General features: G+C 36.8%; 19 protein-coding genes. 4 read left to right on the top strand and 15 right to left on the bottom strand.

Going from position 1 to position 21872, the window contains the following annotated elements:
* Positions 1 to 25 precede the first annotated feature (25 nt).
* The 8 genes from IO90_RS15095 to IO90_RS15055 all read right to left on the bottom strand — a co-directional run bounded on the left by IO90_RS15095 (position 26) and on the right by IO90_RS15055 (position 7982).
* The gene (locus tag IO90_RS15095) at positions 26 to 1636 is read right to left on the bottom strand and encodes a Na+/H+ antiporter (protein WP_034968310.1); all 1611 of its coding nucleotides are present in this window, start codon (positions 1634 to 1636) and stop codon (positions 26 to 28) included.
* Positions 1637 to 1750: 114 nt separating this feature from the next.
* Positions 1751 to 2098: a hypothetical protein gene (locus tag IO90_RS15090; protein WP_034968307.1), complete on the bottom strand. Its 348-nt coding sequence runs from the start codon at positions 2096 to 2098 to the stop codon at positions 1751 to 1753.
* A gap of 66 nt (positions 2099 to 2164) precedes the next feature.
* Complete coding sequence (locus IO90_RS15085; RefSeq protein ID WP_034969347.1) at positions 2165 to 2785, bottom strand: alpha/beta hydrolase; 621 nt, start codon at positions 2783 to 2785, stop codon at positions 2165 to 2167.
* 1 nt (position 2786) lies between these two features.
* The gene (locus tag IO90_RS15080; protein WP_034969344.1) at positions 2787 to 3740 is read right to left on the bottom strand and encodes a VOC family protein; all 954 of its coding nucleotides are present in this window, start codon (positions 3738 to 3740) and stop codon (positions 2787 to 2789) included.
* A 26-nt stretch (positions 3741 to 3766) separates the two neighbouring features.
* Positions 3767 to 4060: a GNAT family N-acetyltransferase gene (locus tag IO90_RS15075; protein WP_034968303.1), complete on the bottom strand. Its 294-nt coding sequence runs from the start codon at positions 4058 to 4060 to the stop codon at positions 3767 to 3769.
* A 56-nt stretch (positions 4061 to 4116) separates the two neighbouring features.
* On the bottom strand, positions 4117 to 5049 hold the full coding sequence (locus IO90_RS15070; RefSeq protein ID WP_034968300.1) for a ring-cleaving dioxygenase: 933 nt from the start codon (positions 5047 to 5049) through the stop codon (positions 4117 to 4119).
* Between the two features lie 200 nt (positions 5050 to 5249).
* Positions 5250 to 6347, bottom strand: a complete 1098-nt coding sequence (locus tag IO90_RS15065; RefSeq protein ID WP_034968297.1) for a slipin family protein — start codon at positions 6345 to 6347, stop codon at positions 5250 to 5252.
* A 1071-nt stretch (positions 6348 to 7418) separates the two neighbouring features.
* Positions 7419 to 7982 carry a metallophosphoesterase family protein gene (locus tag IO90_RS15055; protein WP_034968293.1) on the bottom strand — a complete coding sequence of 188 codons (564 nt, stop codon included), beginning with the start codon at positions 7980 to 7982 and terminating at the stop codon, positions 7419 to 7421.
* A gap of 1127 nt (positions 7983 to 9109) precedes the next feature.
* Between IO90_RS15055 and IO90_RS15050 the strand changes: the two genes are divergently transcribed.
* The gene (locus IO90_RS15050) at positions 9110 to 9655 is read left to right on the top strand and encodes a hypothetical protein (protein WP_034968290.1); all 546 of its coding nucleotides are present in this window, start codon (positions 9110 to 9112) and stop codon (positions 9653 to 9655) included.
* A gap of 107 nt (positions 9656 to 9762) precedes the next feature.
* Here IO90_RS15050 and IO90_RS15045 read toward each other — a convergent pair whose 3' ends face one another.
* Positions 9763 to 10401: a hypothetical protein gene (locus IO90_RS15045; RefSeq protein WP_034968288.1), complete on the bottom strand. Its 639-nt coding sequence runs from the start codon at positions 10399 to 10401 to the stop codon at positions 9763 to 9765.
* Between the two features lie 316 nt (positions 10402 to 10717).
* Here IO90_RS15045 and IO90_RS15040 point away from each other — a divergent pair, with 316 nt between their 5' ends.
* Positions 10718 to 12322 (top strand): ice-binding family protein, encoded by a 1605-nt coding sequence (locus IO90_RS15040; RefSeq protein ID WP_081871830.1) that lies wholly within the window; start codon positions 10718 to 10720, stop codon positions 12320 to 12322.
* A gap of 253 nt (positions 12323 to 12575) precedes the next feature.
* Here the strand turns inward: IO90_RS15040 and IO90_RS15035 are convergent, their stop codons facing one another.
* Entirely contained in the window at positions 12576 to 13367 is a 792-nt protein-coding gene (locus IO90_RS15035; RefSeq protein ID WP_034968285.1) for a glucose 1-dehydrogenase, read from the bottom strand.
* A gap of 229 nt (positions 13368 to 13596) precedes the next feature.
* On the opposite strand from IO90_RS15035, the gene IO90_RS15030 reads away from it, so the two are divergent.
* Positions 13597 to 14952: an alpha-amylase family glycosyl hydrolase gene (locus IO90_RS15030; protein ID WP_034968283.1), complete on the top strand. Its 1356-nt coding sequence runs from the start codon at positions 13597 to 13599 to the stop codon at positions 14950 to 14952.
* A gap of 110 nt (positions 14953 to 15062) precedes the next feature.
* On the opposite strand, the gene IO90_RS15025 is transcribed toward IO90_RS15030, so the two are convergent.
* From IO90_RS15025 to IO90_RS15005, 5 genes are all read right to left on the bottom strand, one after another.
* Positions 15063 to 15716, bottom strand: a complete 654-nt coding sequence (locus IO90_RS15025; protein WP_034968281.1) for an NAD(P)-dependent oxidoreductase — start codon at positions 15714 to 15716, stop codon at positions 15063 to 15065.
* Between the two features lie 57 nt (positions 15717 to 15773).
* Entirely contained in the window at positions 15774 to 16184 is a 411-nt protein-coding gene (locus IO90_RS15020; protein WP_034968279.1) for an Rrf2 family transcriptional regulator, read from the bottom strand.
* A gap of 143 nt (positions 16185 to 16327) precedes the next feature.
* Positions 16328 to 17797 (bottom strand): serine hydrolase, encoded by a 1470-nt coding sequence (locus tag IO90_RS15015; protein WP_034968276.1) that lies wholly within the window; start codon positions 17795 to 17797, stop codon positions 16328 to 16330.
* An 87-nt stretch (positions 17798 to 17884) separates the two neighbouring features.
* Positions 17885 to 18490: a helix-turn-helix domain-containing protein gene (locus IO90_RS15010; RefSeq protein ID WP_034968273.1), complete on the bottom strand. Its 606-nt coding sequence runs from the start codon at positions 18488 to 18490 to the stop codon at positions 17885 to 17887.
* 144 nt (positions 18491 to 18634) lie between these two features.
* Entirely contained in the window at positions 18635 to 19777 is a 1143-nt protein-coding gene (locus IO90_RS15005; protein ID WP_034968270.1) for an acyl-CoA dehydrogenase family protein, read from the bottom strand.
* 146 nt (positions 19778 to 19923) lie between these two features.
* Between IO90_RS15005 and IO90_RS15000 the strand changes: the two genes are divergently transcribed.
* Positions 19924 to 21690 (top strand): AMP-dependent synthetase/ligase, encoded by a 1767-nt coding sequence (locus IO90_RS15000; protein ID WP_034968268.1) that lies wholly within the window; start codon positions 19924 to 19926, stop codon positions 21688 to 21690.
* The last annotated feature ends 182 nt before the right edge of the window (positions 21691 to 21872 follow it).

Here is a 21872-nt window from a genome sequence, read left to right as displayed (position 1 = left end):
ATCGGGGCTAGGGATTTGGTCTGCATTATAAATGTTTGGTACCCGTAATTTTCAGTTCATTAAGGTCAAGTTGTGATTCTGCTTTTCTGACCTCATCTTCACTGAACTGGTTTTCACGTTTTATTTTGAACAATTCTTTTCTCTGCAACGCGAAAATATCCAGCATAATTTCGTGGTATTCATTTAAATCATTTCGTCTGTTGGTGCACATTTCCAAAGACTCAAGATGACTTTGCTGTTGCGAAATATCGTTTTCTATGGTATGTTTAAAATTTTCCACCAGGCTGTTCGTTTCCAGATTGGACTGGTATTTTTCATTCAGTCGGTTCACCGCAAGATTATCCAGCCTGATTTGAATACTCGCCTGTTGCTCGTGGGAAGGCAAAATATTATCAATCTCACCAATCTTGGTCAATTTAATAATCAAAGGCAACGTCAAACCTTGAAAAACCAAAGTCACAAAAATCACCACAAACGTAATAAAGATAATCAAATTCCTTTGCGGAAATTCTGACTGCTCATTCATCATCACCGGAATCGATAAAGCCGTTGCCAGAGAAACCACGCCTCGCATTCCTGCCCAACCAATTATCAACGGGTTTTTCCAACCCGGACTTGGGTCTTTACGCACTTTTTTGCTCAACCATCTCGGAATGTGTGCCACAGGATAAATCCACAACATACGAACCACAATGACTATTAAGCTGATAATTAAGCCATACTTAATTCCATCCATTAAAGAAGTCTCGCCCAATCTATCGACAATGTCGGGAAGTTCCAATCCAATTAAGACAAAAACCAAGGCATTCATCACAAAAATCAGTGTATTCCAGACGCCCGTCATATTGATTCTGGTGGTTCCTGTTTTGAAGATTTCGTGCGAACGGAACGACATAAACAGTCCGCCACTCACCACCGCCATTACTCCTGAAAAATGAAAATGTTCTGCGGAAAGAAATAAAATATACGGCGTCATCACCGTCAAAGCTGCATCAATTGCTGGTGTTGTCGGCAAAAATCTGTGGATAGCGTAGAAAATATGAGCACCTGCAATTCCGACCACAACACCCATTCCTGCAACTAAGAAAAATTGTCCCGTCGCTTCCTGCATAGAAAATACGCCGGTCATCACGGCTGCCAAAGCAAACCTGAAAACAATCAGTGACGAAGCATCATTGATGAGACTTTCGCCTTCCAGCATTGCAATCGTTCGCTTGGGAACTTTCAAACCTTTCAAAACAGTGGTCGCTGCAATCGCATCTGGTGGCGAAACAATGCCGCCCAACAAAAATCCCATTGCCAAAGTGAATCCCGGAATCAACGCCTGTGAAGCAAAAGCTACGACAATAGAAGTCAGGAAAACCAATCCAAAAGCCAGTAATCCGATGGTGCGTTTCCATTTCCAGAAATCGTTCCAAGAGGTATACCAAGCGGCTTCGTATAATAATGGCGGTAAAAAGATGAGGAAAATAATTTCCGGATCTAGTTTCAAAACAGGAACACCTGGAATTAAGCTGATTCCCAATCCTGCCAGTACCAAAAATATGGGATAAGCAATTTTGATGCGTTGCGCCAGCATTACCAGTAGCATTACGACCAACAGGAGTCCAAGTATGAGTAGTAAATCTTCGTGCATAGTTATTTTTTTAGAGGTTGAATGTCAGGTGTCAGATGCTGGATGTAGGACTTTCCAATTGGGGATTACTAAAAATCTTTTATCTTTTATCTTTTATCTTTTATCTTTTATCTTTTATAAATGTATAAAGAGTGAAGTTCTTTCCTTTTCTTCAAGGTTTTTGGTTTTGTGGCCTTTTCCTGAAATATCTTCTACCAAAAGAATTTCTCCTGTCTGGAATTTCCGGATTTCTCCAAGTGAAGTTTCTATTTCCACGCCTCCGTCCAGAAGTATGATATATTGCTTTTGCGGAGCGTGATGAAAATCGTAATCATAATCAGCGGAAACTTTTCTGAATTGCAGTTTTCTGACATTGATATCTTCGGATAAAAATCCAATTTCGCCTTGATTGATTAACGGAATTTCGATGTCTTCGAAATGAGATTCGCCGTTTTCGTCGCTGAATATTTTTGTGATTTTCATACTTTTTTTTTGCCACGAATGCACAAATATTTATTCAATTTTTATTCGTGTATTCGTGTCTATAAATTATTTAAAAATAATAGAATTCGCCAATTCAATTTCTTCCTCATTGATGGAATGTCCGAAATTTAAGTAAACTTTTTCTGTGACATCAGCATTCATTTCTTTCAGAATATTCGCTGTTGCATACACTCTTTCAACCGGAACGTGGAAATCAGGATTGCTTGTTCCCAGGAAAATCGGGGTTTGAGCAAAATCGCCTTTGTAATTTTCACGGTTGATTTTATCGCCAATCACACCACCAATAATTGCCACTGCCCCACCAAATCTTTGAGCATTTCTTGCTAAAAATTCCAATGTCAAACACGCACCCTGGGAAAATCCGAAAAAGTAAATATTTTCAGCTTTAATTCCTGCATCCAAAGCAGTCTTAACTGTTTTTCCGATTGTTTCAATGGCTGATGATAACCAAGGCTCATTTTGCTCAACCGGAGCGATGAATGATAAGGGATACCAACTTCCATTCGTTGCCTGTGGCACTAACAAAGCATAACCATCTACATTCAAATGTTGAGATAAGCTCAGAATATCCTGTGCGCTTCCGCCCCTGCCGTGAATCATTATCAAAACTTTTTCAACTTCATTCAATGATTTTCCACCTGTTTTTATATCTAAAGTATGACTCATTTTATCTAAATTTTTCTGTTGGATAATTAATTTTTGGAAGAACATTTATCAAGTGTCCTCTGTTTTCTTCAAACTGTTCCGGCAACATCAAATCTTCACCTAATGAAGCCAATTCTTCATCAATGTCAAAACCAGGTCCTGAAGTAGCAATTTCAAACAAAACACCGCCGGGCTCTTTGAAATAAATGGAAGTGAAATATTTTCGATCCTTAACTTCCGTATGCTGCAAACCGAACTTGTCTAGTCTTTCAATCATCTCCAATTGTGACTGTGCATCGGGAGTGGCAAAAGCAACGTGATGCACCGTTCCTCTCCCCGCCAAACCTTTCAGAGAATTGGGAGTGCAAAGCAAATCGACATATTTTCCGGGTTTGTCTTCCGTGCCAAATCTGAATCTGTCAGAGCTTTCAGCAATTAATTGATGGTCCATCTGCGTGGTCAAAAGTGCGGCAGTTCTTTCATAAGCATCAACCCAAATCTCAACGTGATGGAAACCTTTGATGGCAAAATCCTGTGGAATAAATCCATTATCATAACCTTTTCGGTCGTCTTTTTCATTGAAAACCAATTCCAAACCCAATCCGTCAAAATCTTCCAAATAGATAAAGACCTCTCCCGAAAACCTCTGCTGTGCTTGTTTGTAAGGAATCTTAAATTTGTCTAATCGTTCCAGCCAATAATCTAAAGCATCCATTGAAATTGAAAAGGCGGTAGTATTCAGCATTCCTTTGCCGTGTCTGCCGTTCGCCAAACCTTTTCCATAAGGGAATGTTGTCATAATTGTTCCGGGAGTTCCAACTTCGTCCCCGAAATAAAAATGGTATACATCCGAATTATCAAAGTTGACGGTCTTCTTTATCAATCGAAGTCCTAGAAATCCTGTGTAAAAGTCTATATTTTCCTGCGCGTCGCCTGTGATCGCGGTAACGTGATGCAATCCTGTGATAAGTGCCATAATTTTTTTATTTGTATTAGAAGGTTTTAATTTTCTTTTAACCAAACGTCGGCGTATTCTTCCGGACTGCGTTTGAATTGTGCGTGAACATATGGGCATAAGGGCACAATTTTCAAATCATTTTCTCTTGCGTATGAAACAAGTTTTTCCAATAATAGTTTTGCAAAACCATTTCCTGCATATTCATCATCGACCTCCGTGTGGTAGACTGTCAATCTATCTTTGATGATCGAAATATCCATTTTCCCGGCTTTGTTGCCATCTGAGAAAAGCTGAATCTCCCCTCGTGCATTTCCTAAGACCACTTTCGTTGTTTCCATATTATAATTTATTAATTAGTGCTAAGATATTTTGTTTCTTAAAATTTTGTAATGACCTATGATAACTTAGGTAACGCTTCTTCTACTTTTGCTCGAATTGCTTCGTATTGTTTGGGAAGTTTCAGGTTTTGCCCCAATTCATTCAATGGTTCGTCTACGGTAAATCCAGGATTTTCAGTTGCAATTTCGAATAGAATGCCACCTGGCTCACGGAAATATAAAGAGTAGAAATAATCTCTGTCGATCTTCGGAGTGATGTTCAGTCCAGCTGACATTACTTTTTCACGATATTCCATCAAGATCTCATCATTTGCTACACGAAAAGCAATGTGATGATTTGTTCCGGCTGCATTTCTACCTACAGAAAGTTTGTCATCTTCAATAATATCGATCAGTTTTGCGGTTTCTATCGCATCAGTTGCAAATCTGTATCGCTGTCCGTCTTGTTTTTGAAGATCATATCCAAGAATATCAGTCAAGACTTTGATAGTCGGTTCCGCTCTTTTCAGAGTCAATGTTACATTATGGAAACCTTTCAGTCCATTTTCATCCTTGATGTCATCGGTTGTCCAGATCTTTCTGTCATCGGGAGTCGAAGATTCGATGAACTGTAATTGCAGACCATCCAGGTCTTTGAATGAAATCAATTTTTCACCAAATATTTCGCTTTCTTCAACATTGATATTGAATTGTTTCAATCTGTTTGTCCAAAATTCCAGGCTACCTTTTGGAACGGAATATCCGATGTGAGTTGCCAAACCGGAACCGTTTGTTCCTTTTCCGATGCCTTCCCACGGAAAGAAAGTCAAAATTGTTCCAGGTGTTCCTTCTTCGTTTCCGAAGTAGAAATGATAAGTTCCAGGGTCATCGAAGTTGACGGTTTTTTTGACAAGTCTCAATCCTAAGACCTGTGTGTAAAAATCAAGATTACTTTTTGCATTGTTTGCGATTGCTGTGATGTGGTGCAATCCTAAGATTCTATTTTCCATTTTGTCTATTTTTTAATTTTGATATGACAAATTTAGGACGATGGAAAATGCTGGACATTTAACTAGTTTAATAAATGAGAAAAATTGTAATATTTATTTTCTTTCAACTATTATTCACAAATAGTTTGATGCTAAAAACAAAAAACCAACTCAATGACGAGTTGGTCTTTAAATTTATTAATTGCACATTTTCACCAAATCTATCTTGCGAAAATATCCTTCAACTGAGAAACGATGTTGCTGTTTCCGGAAACTGTGATATCACCGATTTTATCGGCAATTTTCTCCATGTATTCCATTTCTTTTAATTTCCATAATGTATCGTTTTCCTCCATCAATTTTGCGGTGTTGAGCAAACTTCTTGTGGAAGCCGTTTCTTCACGACGCATAATGCTGTTGGCCTGTGCTTTTTTCTCGGCAATCAAGACTTGGTTCATGATTTCTTTCATTTCGCCAGTCAAAATTACATCTCGAATTCCCGCATCAGAAGCTTTCAAGCCTAAGTCGTCCGCTTTTGCACCAAGGTTTTCCAAAATTTCCTTGCCGACAGAATCTTTCTTCACCAACAATTCATCCAAAGTCAAGGCTCCAACGAATTCCCGCAACGCCAACTGCATCAAAATATACAATTGCTTGTCGTATTCTTTGTTGTTCATCAAGGCTTTTACGACGTTTTCCACTTGGTAACGCACGTAAAAATTGATTCGCAACATCGCTTTATCTTTCGTCAAAAGTTCTTGTCCTGCAATTTCCATTTGTTGCATTCTCGTATCGATGGCTTTGACTTCGACAGAAGTTTCGTTGTTCCAAAAGTAGTAAGTTCCAGCTTCCAAAACCTGGGTCAATTTACCATCAATCAACAACAAACTTTTGTATTGATTGGTGATGACAAACTTTCTGACAAATGTTTTCAACTTGATATTCTCCAAAATTGTTCTAGAAATATTCTCCGTAATCTCCACTTTCGTCAAATCCACTTTTTGAAATTCTCTGTTCAAAATTCCTTTCCAGAAAGCGTATTGACCAACATTCAAAACTTCTTTGAAAATTTCGTTTTCGTAAACTAAAACGATTTCGCCGTCTTTCACTTCTACGACTTCAATCATTGAAGCAAAGTTTTCATTTTTCAACAAAAGATTCAAATCTTCTCCTGCTTTAAACTGAGTTTTCATTTCAAAAATCTCTACAGATTTGTTTCCGAAAATCCAGTAGTTACCTTCTTTTAAAATTTCGGTCAAGTTTCGGTTTTTGAAGACCAAACCGATTTGGTATGCTTTAATTTGTACATTTCTTATCATCACATTTTATTTTTTAGTGTTATTTTTTTTTATTTTATTGCATGAAATTTCTTACTAATATTTTTTTTACGCTGCAAAATTAAAACGCAAAGACTGAATTAAGCTCTCTTTAATTAAGGCCTGCGAAGAGAAATCAATAAATTGATTTGATGAAGCGTGAAATTATTAAATGCATTTCAGGAATTTCAAAAAATTCATTTATTAGCTTCATCAATGAAGAATTCATCCGTCTTTGCTCGCTTGAATTTGTGCAGTTTTTAAATTAAATCTTTGCGTTTATTTTTTTTCATATACTATAAATTTCTAATTAAAAAAGGAAATTCTGAAATTCTCTCATCCAAAAAATGGCGGAAGAAAAGCGGTTCAGAAAAACTTCATTTGCTTCAAAACCTGATATTGAATTTGATTTCTAACTCTCAGATTTTTGGTGTCAACTTTATTAATGCTAAAGAGCAGAAAACTATTTATTCACTTTAAAATCTCAGTTTAAAAATATAGATTCAACAATCGATTGTTTATCTAACTAAAACTTCGTCTTTCCAAAATCATCTTTTCCTGCAAGCTTCTTCAAATTGTTGATTTAACAACCGAAAAAACTTCAGAACTTTCCTGTGGTAAATGTTTTTATTAATGAGAAAACATTTAAAAACTCGACTGTCGGATACAGATTTTGAGTCTATTTCCAAAAACCTACGTTAAAAGCGTAGGGCTCTGACCAACTGAGCTATCTCAAACCTAAATTGAGAGAGGGAATCGAACCCTCGCATAAAAATCTATTGCTATACCGTTTAGCTACTGTTCAAAAACAGGAAGGATTCGAACCTTCATACATAGAAAATGGGAAGTTTTTTGGCAAACTTCAAAACCTTCAAATCAAGCTGAACAGAAATGGCTAATGTTTCTCAACAAACCCTTCTGCAATGGCGATATACCGAAACGCTCAACGTGACCTGTCTGATATTTTGACTAAAATCCGTTGCTGGATTTTAGCATTATTTCTAATTGATGATGCAAAGTAAAAGCGGTAGTGCGCAATCAATTTGCGTAGATGAAATTATTTTAAATATTTAATTAATGTCTCGGTACAAATGGCGGAGTCCACTTTTTACATTTCATAATTTCCTTAACTTCTTCATAAGAAATCGGATAAAAATTATGGCAATCAACGCCGACATCGATACTCAAACTTAATTCATCATCTGGCAAAGTACCGTGCGAATGGCCGTAGAGTTGCCAAGTTCCGTGATGTGAGCCATTCCAGGTCCGCATTGCATAATGCAAAAGCGTAATTTTTTGCTTGCCCAGATTCGCATCTTCATCTTCGACATACAACTCGTGATAATCCTTGATCCACTCGAATCTTTCGGGAACGCGAAGTGCGGCATATTCGTGATTGCCTTTTATCAGATGGATTTTCCCATTGACTTGATTCAGAATCTCCTTGGTGAAATCAGGTTTTCCCAAACTCATATCGCCCAAATGATAGACGGTATCATCCTTACCGATTTTCTCATTCCATCGTTTGATGAGTTCTTCATTCATTTCCTCGATTGACTCAAAAGACCTTTCTGAGAATTTTATAATATTGGCGTGACCGAAATGATGGTCTGCAGTAAAGAATATATTTGTTTTCATTGTTTTGATTTTAATTAATTTAAATTTTGACTAGATAATAATGGAATTTCCGCGAACTAATTCCATTTAACTTGATGAAGAAAAACTAAGTCTGTCTGTATTTTTGTTTTAAATAAAGAACTTCTGCGCTGGACAGACTGTTGTTTTTTCTTCGGAACTCATCTCATTTGAGTTATTTGAGTTGTCGAAATTCACTAATAAAAGAGATGTGGTTATAGACCATAAAAAAAGCACCTCTTTTGGAAGGCGCTGGATATATTTTGACGTGTCAGTTCATTAGCTGACCCATTGATATAAGCACCTTTTCTCCACAGTCCCGTTCGCAAGAAGACATTCGCATCCTTTCGGATCTTGTCCGTGTAGTCTTGAAAACTGATCAGATATGTGTTGTGAATATTTCATTTTATTATTCTTGTTTTACTAATATTTTTGTTGAATCTTAAAAACCAGTTGCTTTTAATTTTCGGTTGCAAAGTAATTATGTTTTTTTTGAACTCGCAAATTTATTTTTTTATTAAGTTATTGATAATAAGCATCTTATATTTTAGTTTTAGAACAAAGAATTCCTGTCCGTAATATTCTACAGATACTTGATTCCCTAAATGACTGTCTCTCATTGGTTTTCCTATCACGCTTAATTATCTACTTATTGTTTCATTGTTGATTAAATTATTTTCAATTCTTTAGTTATTTTTTTTTATTCTAAATAATTCCGCTTTAAAAACACAAAAAACGCCTCGATAATCGAGGCGTTTCTGCATTATTTTGAATAAATTTTTACGAGTTTACAGTAAATAATTTTCAAAGCAAGCACCTTTCACTCATTCCAGATTATCAATTCACGACCAAATAGTCCCTTTGCTGAAGGGCTGTCGCATAGATTTGAATTGATATGTGTGCTGTGTATTGTCATAATTTTACTGGCGCAAAGATAATACAAGTTTTTATAATTTTGATAATTTGGGTTGTATCCAGCTGATTCAAAGGTTGATAATACTATTACTAAAAAATGAGTGAAGCAAAAACTAAAATGCATCATAAGCTAAAGAAAATCAGCATTGTCGCTTCATTATTTAGTATTGAAAATCCAATTAAAACCTTATATTCGTACCATAAAAGCTGATGTTATGAGAAAAATAATAGTTTCTGTTTGTGCTGTAGTTGTTCTGCAATCCTGTATCGTCACAACTGCTACAAAAGCTGTGACAGGCGTTGCAAAATTGGGTTACAAAGCCGTGAAGGGAACTGTAAAAGGTGTGAGTTGGGCGGTAAGCAAGGCCAACGGAAAAATAGATAAGGACAGAATAGATGGTACCTGGAAGATTGTGGGCGTTTATCATGGCTCTTTCGAACAGTTCAGTCAGGATCAGAATCCCGAAAGCTCTTTCAATAGTGACTGTGTGGACGGTTTTGACCAGATCATCTTCAACTCCAAACGATCCAAATACAAGCCAGTGCATTGCAACACAGAAAAAGAAAGTTGGGAAAAATATGATTTCGAATTTGGTAAAAATCCTTTGACCAAAGAAAAAGAAAACTACCTCGAGTTCAACTCCAGCAACTACATTTCCATCATCGACATCAATAGCAAAACAATGGTTTTGGAGGGCAGTTTGATGCCAAAGCAAGCCTTCTCTGGAGGCAAGCTCTATCTATTGGAAAAGGTAAAATAATATGAGGAATAGCAGTAATGTTGAATTATTTTTTTGCTCTTTCCCAAGACTGCTTAGTTATTTCACCCATTTAATCTTAAATTAATATTAATTTTTGAGATAATTACTCATAGACATTTCCCAACACCTCTCTTATCCTTATTTTTCACCAACAAATCAAAAGTTTTCTGCAAATCAGCAATTGAGCAATTTTTCATTTCCCTATTCGGAACATTTTCTGATTTTGGATTGTCTGAAGAATTGGATCTCAAAGTATATTTTTTATCAAGACATTGGATGGCTTTATTATCGACAAGATAAAAACGCTTTTCCGTCACATCATCTTTCGTGTCTGGTTTATCGGCAGTTCCGCCAGCAAAACTCCAAACTGTTTCATCTTTGAAAATAAAATAAGGCTTCTCATCATTAATAAAATAATTCTCCGTAGAAGAAAAATGGCTGTCCGCTTGGAAATGCTTGATCAATTTCAAATTTCCTTTTTCAGAATAATAAACCACACTGCCAGATTTCTCTGCGCATTCATATTTGAAACCTACAGAATCTAGCTTTCTCTCCAGCAGTTGAGCATTGACCAAATTATATTCTTGCTTGATACCATCAACCGTTGATAAATCCTTATTTAAATTAAGTGAATGTGAATTGACTTTCGAAGTAATGAGATCCGAAGATACATCCGTTTTTTTATCGATCTCCTTTTGGCAGGAAAAAGTGATAGACAGACCACACATTAAAATCAGTTTTTTCATAAAATTGAATACTACATAATTATCCTAGATAACAAAAAACGTGCGAGAAAACTTCAGTAAGAAATTGACTACCACTCATTAATATCATTTTTTTTTAAAAATTTATATAAATATTTGAATTTATTTAACAAATTTAAATAATTAAACAGATATTTTATTTTAATTATTTGTAAAAATAAACACATTTCCTATTAATTATACCAAACAATTAACATATTTACTTACAAATAAAATAACAATAAAAATATATTGGCACGATTATAACATAGTAATTTAAATATGAAATAATTAAATTTTATATCTAAATAATGTTTTTATGCAAAAACTTTTACGCATGGTAGTTATGTCTACCTCGATTTTTTTCACTTCGCAACTTACAGCACAAGCGCCTGTACTAGGAGTGTCATCCGAATTTGCAATTTTCTCCTCAAATGGCGCTGTTAGCAACACCGGATTATCTCACATCACTGGAAACGTGGGGACAAACAACGGCTCCAGTACCAATTTTGGAAATGTAGATGGCGTAATGAATGATGCTAATGGCTCAACTGCAAGTGCGGCCGCCGCGCTGACCATCGCTTATAATCAACTTAACGCTGCGATACCCAATTTTTTCCCCGCGCCGCTTTTGGGGAATGGGCAAACACTTACGGCGGGAACCTACTCTATCGGACAAGGCGCTTCACTTGACAACACGCTGACACTTGATGGTCAAGGAAATCCAAATGCCGTATTTATCTTCCAAATTCAAGGTGCGTTCTCCTCTACTTCCGGATCAAAGGTGATTCTTACAAACGGAGCAGTCGCATGTAACGTCTTTTGGAAAATAGAAGGTCTTGTAGATCTTGCAACCAATACAGAAATGAAGGGGACTGTAATCGCAAATAATGCAGCAATAGTCCTAAACAGTGGTGTATCTCTGGAAGGGCGTGCATTTTCAACAACTGGCGCAGTGACAGTTTCTGGTGTGACTATAAGAAAACCAATTGGATGCGGATCTCCTGAATTAACAGGTCCAGTAGCACCAGCACTGGGATCTGTAGCCTGTTTCACCATTTTCACCGGAAGTGGCACAGTAACAAACACCGGAGTATCTACGGTTGTAGGCGATATTGGATCTAACGTAGGATTGACGACTGGCTTTCAAGCGCTTAACGTGACTGGAACAATTCACTCAAATCCAGATCAGGCGACAGCAGTATGTGCACTAGACCTTAACACGGTTTATACTTATCTTAATACCTTACCTACGGATATTGAGTTGCTTTATCCAGCAGCATTCGGACAAGACCTTGTGCTTACACCACATACTTATCTTTTAAATGCTGCAACAGTTCTAAACGGAAAAGTAATATTGGATGCTCAAGGAAATGCAGATGCAGTGTTTGTAATCAAAATTGTTGGTGCATTATCAACCAGCACTTACGCTTCTGTTGAATTGATAAACGGTGCTCTTGCGAAAAATGTCTTCTGGAAAGTAGATGGTGCTATCAGTCTTAATGATTATGCAAGTTTCAAAGGAACTATAATTGGCAATAATGGCGCAATCAATCTTAACACAGGTACAGTGATAGAAGGTCGTGTTCTTAGCACAACTGGAGCTGTGGCAACGGCAAGCATCAATGCAACTATGACTGCAGGATGTGACCCAGCAACCTTAGCAGTTGGTTCTTCTAGTACGAACAAGCAAGCTAATTTTTATCCAAATCCATTCTCATCCGTCCTGAATATCAATACTAATGATATGGAAACTGGTTCTACTTTGACAATATATAACGGAGTCGGGTCGATAGTTTTACAAAAGCAGTTAACTGGTAAGACAAATTCAATACAGACAAAACTGCCTGCAGGAACTTATTTCTACCAATTGAAGGGTAAAAATGGTAAACAACAGACTGGTAAACTTATAGCTAAACCATAGAAAGCAGACTTAAGCAAACGATGTTGGTACAATTAGCAGAAGTCGATCTTGCATTATTTGTTTCCGCCATTATTCTTATTGTTTACTACGGAATACAAATCAAAAAAACTAAGTGAGTTGTAAAACTGCTTTATGAATTAATATAAAGTCACGGATTAAAATCCGTGACTTTTTTTGTTTGATAAAGATCTACTTCAAACAAAGATGCCCACATTCTGCAGACATCATATTTAGATTAAAGTTGAAAGCCATTCTAAGGATTACCATACATATTAGATTCACCTCCGTCAATTGCGATAACTTGACCGGAAACGTATCCGTTTTCATCACTTAAAAGATATGCTACGAGATTTCCAACATCTTTTGGATCACCCAATTTTCTAGTTGGGTTTCTGGATGCGTATTCTGCTTCCGCCGCTTTTGGGTCCTGTGGATTTACTTGATTGAAAGCTTCTGCAACCATCGGAGTCAAAATAGCTCCAGGTGCAATTGCATTGGTGAGGATATTATATTTTCCATATTCCAAAGCGGCGTTTTTCGTCATTCCAGCTACAGCATGTTTTGTAGCGACATAAGCCGTTTGATTTGCAACACCACGGATCCCACCAACTGAAGCAACATTTACGATTCTTCCGCCTCCGTTTTTCTTAAGTTCCGGGATGATGTATTTCATTCCATAATAAACACCAAGAAGATTGATATCAATAACTTTTTTGAAGACCTCGATATCGTAATCTACCAGTGGCGCCTGCTTCCCTTCGATTCCTGCATTATTGTAAAGCCCATCCACTTTCCCGAATTCTTTCACCGTCTCATCTACATAATTTTTAACTTGTTCCTCTACAGAAACATCAGCCTTCACTGTTAGAAATTTGCTCTCAGGGTATTTGGATTCTAATTCTGATTTAGCTTTATTCAACGCTTCTTCATTGTAATCGACTAAAGTTAGGTTAGCACCTTTGGAAGCTAAAGATTCCGCAGCCGCGAGACCTAATCCCATTGCTGCACCTGTCACTATGATTGTTTTTCCTTTAAAGTTTGACATAATTTTAATAATTAATATTTCATTGCTTCATTATGCAACATTGATACCTATCTATTTTTAAGAAATCTTAAAGTTTTGCTAAATTTTACTCTAATGAATTGAGTTGAGAAATACCAAGCAATACTTTTATCAAACATTAACAAAGCCTAATTTCCCGGGCTTTTTTATTTTTATTACATTTACAGAATAGACAAAAAGAATTCATAAAATCAAGAGAAATTATTTTAGAATGAAAAAACTGATTCTTATTCCGGCAATCGCCGCATTATTAGTATCGTGTAAAACATTGAAACCTACCGAAAATACAACTATGGAACAACCGCAAGACTGGAAACGAACGACGAATATCTATGAAGTCAATGTAAGACAATATACGCAGGAAGGCACTTTCGAAGCTTTTGAAAAACATTTGCCAAGACTCAAAAAAATGGGCGTGAAGACACTTTGGTTTATGCCAATCACACCCATTGCGCAACTCAACAAAAAAGGAACTTTGGGAAGCCAATATGCGGCTTATGATTACACATCCATCAATCCTGAGTTCGGAACCTTGGACAACTTCAAACATTTGGTGGATGAAGCTCACAAAATGGGTTTCAAAGTAATTATAGATTGGGTAGCAAACCATACAGGTTGGGATCACGTTTGGACCAAATCTCATCCAGAATATTATTTGAAGGACGAAGACGGAAGTTTCCACAAAGCAAGCGGAATGGATGACATTATTGAGCTGGACTTCACCAACAAAGAAATGCGTCTGGAAATGATCGAGGCAATGAAATATTGGGTGAAAGAAACCAATATCGACGGCTTCCGTTGTGATCTTGCAAGCTGGGTAGAAGTAGACTTTTGGCAACAAGCAAGACCAGAAGTGGAAAAACTGAAACCAATGTTCTTCCTAGGAGAATTTGATGAGTTGGAATCACCCGAATATGGAAAGGTTTTCGATGCAAGCTACAGTTGGAAATGGATGCACCTGACCAAAGACTTCTATCAAAAACATTTGCCACTTTCAGATTTGAAAAACCTTTTGGAGCAATATTCAAAAATTGGAGACAACTCAATGAGAGCTTGGTTTACGAGCAATCACGACGAGAACTCTTGGAACGGAACCGAATATGAAAAGTACGGAGATCTCGCACCAGCTTTGGCCGTTTTCTCAGCAACTTGGAACGGCGTTCCACTTTTGTACAACGGACAGGAATTGCCGATGAAAACCAAGCGTCTGGAATTCTTTGAAAAAGATCCGATTCCGTGGACAGAAAAATTTGCGATGGAAGATTTTTATAAAATATTATTAAATCTAAAATCCGAAAATCCTGCACTGCGAGGTGGCGATCCAGCGGTAACGACGTTCTGGGTAAACACCACAGCGAACGATAAAATCTTGGCTTACCTAAGAAAAAATGGAGACAGGGAAGTTTTGGTTTTGATCAACACGAGCAAAGATCCTGTCAATTTCAAATTGGAGGACGACCATTCTATCGGAAGTTACAAGAATGTCTTCTCCAAATCCAAAGCTGAATTCACCAAAGGTTCTGACGTAAGCCTGAATGCTTATGGCTATTTGGTTTTTGAGAAATAGGATGTAGATTTGAAGACAATAGACTGATAGATGAAAGACTTTCATCTCAACAGTTAACCCCTTCAAAGTTTTGAACTCTGAAGGGGTTTATTTTTGATATAATATAGATATTAATAAGCGGCTGTAAAACGCTGTTTCACAAAGTTATTCTGCTCCAATTCATCCACCAAAGCCACGGCAACATCTTCAACGGACAAAATACTTCTTCCATCCGCATCGAAGACTGGATTTTCCAAAGCCGTTCTGTAAGTTCCCGTTCTTACGCCAGCTGTTCCCTGATGCATTTCGATTGCTGGAGAGAAAAATGTCCAATCCAAAGTTTCGTTTTTCTTAATTTCATTCAGATAATCTCTGGCTGCCGTCGCACCTGGTTTGATGTCTGCAGGGAAATCTGGACCATCCACCAATTGATTTCCATCAATGTACAAACTTCCAGCCCCACCAACTGTGATGAATCTCTTCACGCCTGATTTTTCAACTGCACTTTCAATGTTTTTAGAACCATTCAAAAAGTCATTATAAAGATTGGGATTGGTCCATCCAGGATTGAAAGTATTGATCACAGCATCATTCCCTTCCAGAACTTTCGCCAATTCTTCCACATTGTTGACGTCTGCGCTGATAGCACTCACGTTGTCCTTCTCCTCCACTTTTGAACTGTCTCTTGCGATGGCGTTTACCACATAACCTCTGTTCGACAACTCGTTTACGACTTGTTTCCCTACGAAGCCTGTTGCTCCGATCACTGCTACTTGTTTGCTCATAATTTTTAAATTTAAATTAATTGTAATATTATTTGTTACATTTTATTTCAAAATTTTTTAATCAAATTGATAGGTAAAATCTGACAATTTCTTACCCTCCAAAAACTGAAAAACCAAATCATCTGTCTCAGTAAATAATTGATTTAGATTTTTATTAATGTCCTTCCCCACGCTACAAAGTGGATTTGGATTTTGATTTTTTTTGCCAAGAACTTCAGAATTTTTTATTGCTTCATAGATTTGCGCTACGTTGACTTCTTCGGGATTTTTAGCAATCCTTACGCCTCCATCTTTTCCTTGTCGGCTTTCCACGAGACCAGATTTTTTCAGATTTCCCAATTCTTTACGAATGACCACAGGATTCACATTGATGCTTCCTGCCAACCAATCGGACGTCAGCCATTCCTGCGGATCTTTCGCAAGAAGGGTCATAATATGGATGGCGGTTGCAAATCTTGTGTTGCTCATAATAATGCAAATTTATAAACATTATTAAATGTAACAAAAATAATTACAGTTAAATTTTTCTTAACTGTAATTATTCATTTAAGCTTCTTTTAAATTAGTTAATAAAATCTGTACAATCAACTTAAACTGCGAGAGAAAATTAACTATTGTTTAGTTTCAATCTCGACAATCTTCTTTCCTTTTTCCCCAAGATATTGATCAAGAATCGATTCGTAAATTTTGTAACCATCATCAACATTCGTGAAAATCACAAGACCTTGTTTGGTTTTGGGTAAAATGATGGCAAATGTATTTACACCTTTGTCGGAACCTCCGTGTGATAAAGCTATCTCGTTATTCCCCAAGTCATAGATCTCAAAACCAAGCCCGAAATATTTGTTCTTTTTGGTTTCAACCTGTTTGGTTTTCATCGCTTCGAAAACTTCGGGGGAAAGCAATTCGTTTTTCATCACGCCGATCAAAAATTTACTGTAATCTTCTACCGACGTCATCAAATCATCTGCTGAGCTGGCTGTTTTATTTTTGACAATATCATACGGTTTTCCGTTTTTGTCGTAACCAATGACGATTCTGTCTGCCATTTTTTTCTCATTCCAAATGTAACTTGTATCATTCATATTCAAAGGTTGAAAGACATATTCTTTGGCTAATTGTTCCAAGTTTTTATTAAATTTTTTCTCAATCGCTTTCCTTAAATATTCAAAACCTTCACCAGAATATTGATATTTCGTTCCGGGTTCAAATTCAAAATTGAGTTTGTTGTCCTTATTCATCGAACGCCAATTGGGGAAACCGGTTTGATGACTCAAAACCAATCTTGCAGTCAACTTTTTATTTCGAGGATCATTCGCGATATCTGGATCTGTAAAATATTTGTAAAGCGGTTCATCCAGACTCCATTTTCCGAGACTTACCAAACGTAAAACCGTCATTGCGGTCACAGGTTTTGTTAATGACGCTACATTGAAAAGTGAATTATAGGAAGCTGAAGTTTTATCATTTAATTTCCCGTAAACTTTTACTTGAGTCAATTTTCCATCTTCGATTACACCCAAACCCAAGGTTGGAATGTGGTTGTCTTTGATTAATTTTTCTAAATTGTCTGTCAATTTTGTTTGATTAGGATTGCCGTGGTCATAGCTGAGAACGTCACTCATCAACCAATTTCCGTTTTCCTTCGTCCAGACTGACGTGAATTTTGCTTGTCCGCCCAAAACATCATCTTTACCCTTTTCACGGATAAAAAACTGATGTTCTCCGGTTTGAATCGCGCCGTACAATTCGCCATTATTATACAACGGAAAAACTTCTAAACTGCTCTCAATCACTTTGCGAATCGGCTTTTGGTTTGGATTTCCGCAAATGTTTTGTTTCGTTCGTTCCATAAACAATTTCTTGTCTTGGAAACCGCCATTATCGTGGTAGAATTTCAGATTTTCGTCAATCGTTTTTTCCAGATAAGCGATGTCGCAATTATTAAAACCACGTTCGAAAAACAGGCTGTCTTGTTTCTTGAGTTCTAAAAATAATGGGGAATTTTTATCAATCTGAGCTTGTAGATTTCCCAGAGAAAAGAAGAGAATGAAAATGCTGAAGTAGAACCTTGTTGTCATTGAAATTATTTTTGACAAAGATTCAGAATTTGTAGAATTAAATTCAAAAAAACAACCCGACAAAAACCCGACAATCGTCGGTTAGATTTATATGATGCTGAAATTGAGCTTATAGCGAAGACCTTGTCTCTTATCGATTTCGTAAGCATTCCTCAAAATAATGAAAACGTTTGTGAGTGTTAAGCCGACCATCGTCATCATTACAGATGCAGAACCGAGTTTTAAAAAAGCAACAATCAGAAAAATAATGGGCGAAACAATGGCTAAAAATATTTGAAGCGAAATGATTTCTTTGGCGATTTGGGATTTCTCTTTAGTAAAAATCATAATTAATAAAGGTGGTAGAAAATTGGCAATCGGAAACCACGCAAAAGGAAGTGAAGAAAGATTGATGATTTTGATCAAAGTTGAATTGAAAATTTCAACTCCTTCTACCATTGAAATTTGTTTTTTAGTTTCAAATTCATTAATTAAAATAGGTTCTTCAATTTTAATTTCTTCCGATTGAATAATTGGAATTAATAATTCTTTTTCAGAAATGTCAAGTGTTGAAGCCAAGGTTTTCAGTGTGTAACCTTTCGGTTCTGTTCCGGCTTCAATTCGTTGAATAGTTCTCACGGAAATTCCCGACTTCTCCGCCAGTTCTTCCTGCGTGAGATTCTTTTCTTCCCGTATTTTTTTTAATTCTGACATTATTTATAATCGATAATTGATTAATGATAAATGATTTCAAAAACAAATTTAGCAATTCGAAGAATGTCACAGAAATTTTTATCTCAACTCAACAAAAAAACCTCTCTAAAAATAGAAAGGTTTAAAGTTTATTTGATGAAATCCTTATTTCTTAGAAATCGCTCTGGAGATCACAATCTTTTGGATTTCGGAAGTTCCTTCATAGATCTGAGTGATCTTCGCATCACGCATCATTCTTTCCACGTGATATTCCTTCACATAACCATAACCGCCGTGGATTTGAACGGCTTCAATCGTCGTGTCCATCGCTACTTGAGAAGCGTACAATTTTGCCATCGCACCACTTTCTGAGATGTCTTTTCCTTCATCTTTTTCAGTTGCCGCCTTGTAAATCAACATTCTCGCCGCCATAATATTCACGTGCATATCTGCCAATTTGAAAGCAATCGCCTGATGATTGATAATCTCTGTACCGAAAGATTTTCTTTCCTTAGCATATTTAAGTGACAATTCATAAGCGCCGGAAGCAATTCCCAAAGCTTGAGAAGCAATCCCGATTCTACCGCCATTAAGCACAGCCATTGCAAACGCAAATCCGAAACCGTCTTCGCCAATTCTATTTTCCTTAGGCACTTTCACGTCTGTGAACATCAAAGAGTGCGTATCACTTCCGCGGATTCCTAATTTATCTTCTTTCTTTCCAACCTGGAAACCTTCCCAACCTCTTTCTACGATGAAAGCGTTGATGCCTTTGTGTTTTTTCTCGGGATCAGTTTGTGCGATCACAACATAGTAAGTTGCGTTTCCGCCATTCGTGATCCAGTTTTTGGTTCCGTTTAATAAGTAATAATCACCTTTGTCTTCTGCAGTGGTTGACTGTGAAGTTGCGTCAGAGCCCGCTTCCGGTTCTGATAGTGCAAAAGCCCCGATTACTTCGCCACTTGCAAGTGGTACTAGATATTTCATTTTTTGTTCTTCGCTTGCAAACTTTTCTATTCCCGCGCAAACCAGAGAATTGTTCACAGACATTACAACTGCAGCGGATGCATCCACTTTTGCAATCTCTTCCATTGCCAGAACGTAAGAAATGCTATCCAAACCTGCTCCACCATATTTTGGGTCTACCATCATCCCCAAAAATCCCATCTCTCCCATCTTTTTAACGGCGTCGTGAGGAAATTTCTGCTCGTTGTCTCTTTCGATAACGCCTTGCAAAAGCTCTGCCTGAGCAAAATCTCTCGCTGCTTGCTGGATCATTTGCTGTTCTTCTGTTAAATTGAAGTTCATATATTTTTTATTATATTTTCAATCGTAAATATAAACTTTTTAGCAAAAAATCAAAGTAAATAATGGCATTTTGTCATTCCATAAAAAAAAATTATATTTACGATAATGTAAACTGAATTTTAATTATATATTAATAAAGATATTATATGAACGTTAAAAGAATATTTGATTTTTCTGCGCTGGCCTTGGAAAAATTCCCCAAAGAAGACTGTCTTGTCACCAAGAAAAATGGAAATTGGATTAAAACTTCAACCCTCGAATTTGTAAATCAAGGGAACAAAATATCCCGTGGACTTTTGAAACTGGGCATCAAACCTGGTGACAAAATTGGACTCATTACGACAAACAACAGAACAGAATGGGCAATTATGGATTTGGGAATTTCTCAAATCGGTGTTGTGACAGTTCCGGTTTATCCTACGATTTCTGAGGAAGATTATATTTACATCTTCAATAATTCTGAGATCAAATACTGTTTTGTTTCCGATAAAGATCTTTATAAAAAATTACTTAATGCAAAACCAAACATTCCATCTCTGGTTGGCGTTTTCACGTTTGATGAAGTTGATGGCGCTCCAAATTGGAACGAAATCCTTGACCTTGGAGAAAATGATTTGACACAAGATGAAGTGGATGACTTAGCTAAAGCCATTAATCCTGAAGACCTTGCAACCATTATTTATACGTCTGGAACGACTGGAAAACCAAAAGGCGTTCCTTTGACTCATAACAATTTGGTTTCAAATGTTATAGCTAGTAATCCGAGAGTTCCGAAAGATAAAAGTTTGGATTATAAAGACTTGAGAGCCCTGAGTTTTCTTCCCATCTGTCACGTTTTCGAACGGATGATTTTCTACATTTATATGAGTAATGGAATCTCTCTTTATTTTGCCGAAAGCATCGAAAAAATTGGGGAAAATGTAAAAGAAGTGAAACCACAATACATGACGGTTGTTCCAAGATTGGTAGAAAAAGTTTATGATTCTATCTACAACAAAGGAACCGCGGCTGGAGGATTGAAATCTAAAATTTTCCTTTGGTCATTAGGCATTGCTGAGAAATATGAAATCGGCCAACCAAAATCATTTATGCACACGATTGCGGACAAATTGGTTTTCAAAAAATGGAGAGAAGGTTTGGGAGGCAATCTGATAACTTTGGTTTCTGGCTCTGCGGCATTATCTAAAAGACTAAACGTGATGTTTCACGCTGCAGGAATCCCGATTCTTGAAGGCTATGGACTTACCGAAACTTCGCCTGTAATCTCCGTAAATAGTTTTGGAAAAGTGAAATCTGGATCTGTTGGAATTCCATTGGAAAACTTGACGGTTAAAATAGAATCTGATGGCGAAATAGTGGTGAAAGGTCCTTCAATTTTCGAAGGTTATTATAAAGATGAGGAAAAAACCAAAGAGGCATTTACATCTGACGGTTATTTCAGAACAGGCGATATTGGACATTTAGACGAGGATAACTTTCTATTCATAACAGATAGAAAAAAAGAAATGTTCAAAACTTCCGGTGGAAAATTCATCGCACCTCAAGTGATTGAAAATCTGGCAAAAGCATCGAAATTCATTGAACAGATCATGGTAGTTGGTGATGGCGAAAAAATGCCTTGTGCACTGGTACAGCCTGATTTTGCATACGCCAAAAACTGGGCAGATCTACATAATGTGAAAGTGGCTGAATCTCATAAAGCAATTGCGGCAGATCCAGCAATCAAGTCGAGAATAGAACAAGAAATCGAAAAAATGAACCAGCATCTTGGCAAATGGGAACAAATCAAAAAGATTGAATTGACGCCGAAGGTCTGGACCATAGATGACGGACTTCTAACACCAACCCTAAAACTGAAAAGGAAAGCCATCAAGGCAGAATTCCAAGATTTATATGACAATCTTTACAAATAAAATTTAAAGTTTTCTAATAGGATAGTTTATGGTCAGAAAATAATTCCGACCATTTTTATGTTTCAATTTATATATGCTCAATATGATTTTATCACATTTTTAGAATTTCCATTGCAAAATGTCCTCTAAGTGTTTTGTCAACCAAATATTTTTTTAGCTTATTTGTAAATCAAAAAAGGATA

It is taken from the genome of Chryseobacterium sp. FH1, assembly GCF_000735135.1.
Taxonomy (GTDB): Bacteria; Bacteroidota; Bacteroidia; order Flavobacteriales; family Weeksellaceae; genus Epilithonimonas.
Note: the sequence above shows the minus strand (reverse complement) of the source record. Positions and strands in the feature narration are given on the sequence as shown.

Coding starts and splice junctions, on each gene's coding strand:
- IO90_RS15080 (WP_034969344.1), bottom strand. CDS start 3,740: ATGGCACTTATCACAGGATTGCATCACGTTACCGCGATCACAGGCGAC.
- IO90_RS15050 (WP_034968290.1), top strand. CDS start 9,110: ATGAGAAAAATAATAGTTTCTGTTTGTGCTGTAGTTGTTCTGCAATCC.
- IO90_RS15070 (WP_034968300.1), bottom strand. CDS start 5,049: ATGGAAAATAGAATCTTAGGATTGCACCACATCACAGCAATCGCAAAC.
- IO90_RS15000 (WP_034968268.1), top strand. CDS start 19,924: ATGAACGTTAAAAGAATATTTGATTTTTCTGCGCTGGCCTTGGAAAAA.
- IO90_RS15055 (WP_034968293.1), bottom strand. CDS start 7,982: ATGAAAACAAATATATTCTTTACTGCAGACCATCATTTCGGTCACGCC.
- IO90_RS15095 (WP_034968310.1), bottom strand. CDS start 1,636: ATGCACGAAGATTTACTACTCATACTTGGACTCCTGTTGGTCGTAATG.
- IO90_RS15035 (WP_034968285.1), bottom strand. CDS start 13,367: ATGTCAAACTTTAAAGGAAAAACAATCATAGTGACAGGTGCAGCAATG.
- IO90_RS15065 (WP_034968297.1), bottom strand. CDS start 6,347: ATGATAAGAAATGTACAAATTAAAGCATACCAAATCGGTTTGGTCTTC.
- IO90_RS15090 (WP_034968307.1), bottom strand. CDS start 2,098: ATGAAAATCACAAAAATATTCAGCGACGAAAACGGCGAATCTCATTTC.
- IO90_RS15075 (WP_034968303.1), bottom strand. CDS start 4,060: ATGGAAACAACGAAAGTGGTCTTAGGAAATGCACGAGGGGAGATTCAG.
- IO90_RS15085 (WP_034969347.1), bottom strand. CDS start 2,785: ATGAGTCATACTTTAGATATAAAAACAGGTGGAAAATCATTGAATGAA.
- IO90_RS15045 (WP_034968288.1), bottom strand. CDS start 10,401: ATGAAAAAACTGATTTTAATGTGTGGTCTGTCTATCACTTTTTCCTGC.
- IO90_RS15010 (WP_034968273.1), bottom strand. CDS start 18,490: ATGTCAGAATTAAAAAAAATACGGGAAGAAAAGAATCTCACGCAGGAA.
- IO90_RS15030 (WP_034968283.1), top strand. CDS start 13,597: ATGAAAAAACTGATTCTTATTCCGGCAATCGCCGCATTATTAGTATCG.
- IO90_RS15020 (WP_034968279.1), bottom strand. CDS start 16,184: ATGAGCAACACAAGATTTGCAACCGCCATCCATATTATGACCCTTCTT.
- IO90_RS15015 (WP_034968276.1), bottom strand. CDS start 17,797: ATGACAACAAGGTTCTACTTCAGCATTTTCATTCTCTTCTTTTCTCTG.
- IO90_RS15025 (WP_034968281.1), bottom strand. CDS start 15,716: ATGAGCAAACAAGTAGCAGTGATCGGAGCAACAGGCTTCGTAGGGAAA.
- IO90_RS15005 (WP_034968270.1), bottom strand. CDS start 19,777: ATGAACTTCAATTTAACAGAAGAACAGCAAATGATCCAGCAAGCAGCG.
- IO90_RS15040 (WP_081871830.1), top strand. CDS start 10,718: ATGCAAAAACTTTTACGCATGGTAGTTATGTCTACCTCGATTTTTTTC.